The 503-nt window shown below is 64.0% G+C and carries 1 protein-coding gene; it reads left to right on the top strand.

Features of this window, described 5'->3' with window-relative positions:
• On the top strand, positions 1–503 hold a 503-nt coding region (locus A5688_RS03805; RefSeq protein ID WP_131812436.1), incomplete at both ends, for a condensation domain-containing protein.

Below are 503 nucleotides of genomic sequence, written 5' to 3'. Positions count from 1 at the left end.
CAGCGGGTGGCACGGGTGGCCCGGGAGCACAACGCGACCAGTTTCATGGTGATCCAGGCCGCGTTGGCGGTATTGCTCTCTAAGCTGAGTGCGAGTTGCGATGTGGCGGTGGGGTTCCCGATCGCGGGACGCGGTGATCCGGCGCTCGATGAGTTGGTCGGGTTTTTCGTCAACACGCTGGTGTTGCGGGTGGATCTGGCCGGTGATCCCAGCATGGCCGAGGTGTTGGGTCAGGTGCGCCGGCGCAGCCTGGCCGCCTACGAGCACCAGGACGTGCCTTTTGAGGTGCTGGTGGAGCGCCTGAACCCGACGCGCTCGTTGACCCATCATCCGCTGGTGCAGGTGTTGTTGGCTTGGCAGAACAACGACACCCCACAACTGGACTTGGGTGCTCTGCACGTCACACCGTTGTCGACTGATACCCATACCGCCCGAACAGATTTGGCGTTCTCCCTGACCGAGCAATGGACCCCAGAGGGTGCACCGGCGGGGATCGGCGGGAC

Source organism: Mycobacterium mantenii (genome assembly GCF_001667865.1).
GTDB classification, from domain to species: Bacteria; Actinomycetota; Actinomycetes; order Mycobacteriales; family Mycobacteriaceae; genus Mycobacterium; species Mycobacterium mantenii_A.
The sequence above is the reverse complement of the archived record's forward strand: the minus strand, read 5'-3'. Positions and strand labels throughout refer to the sequence as shown.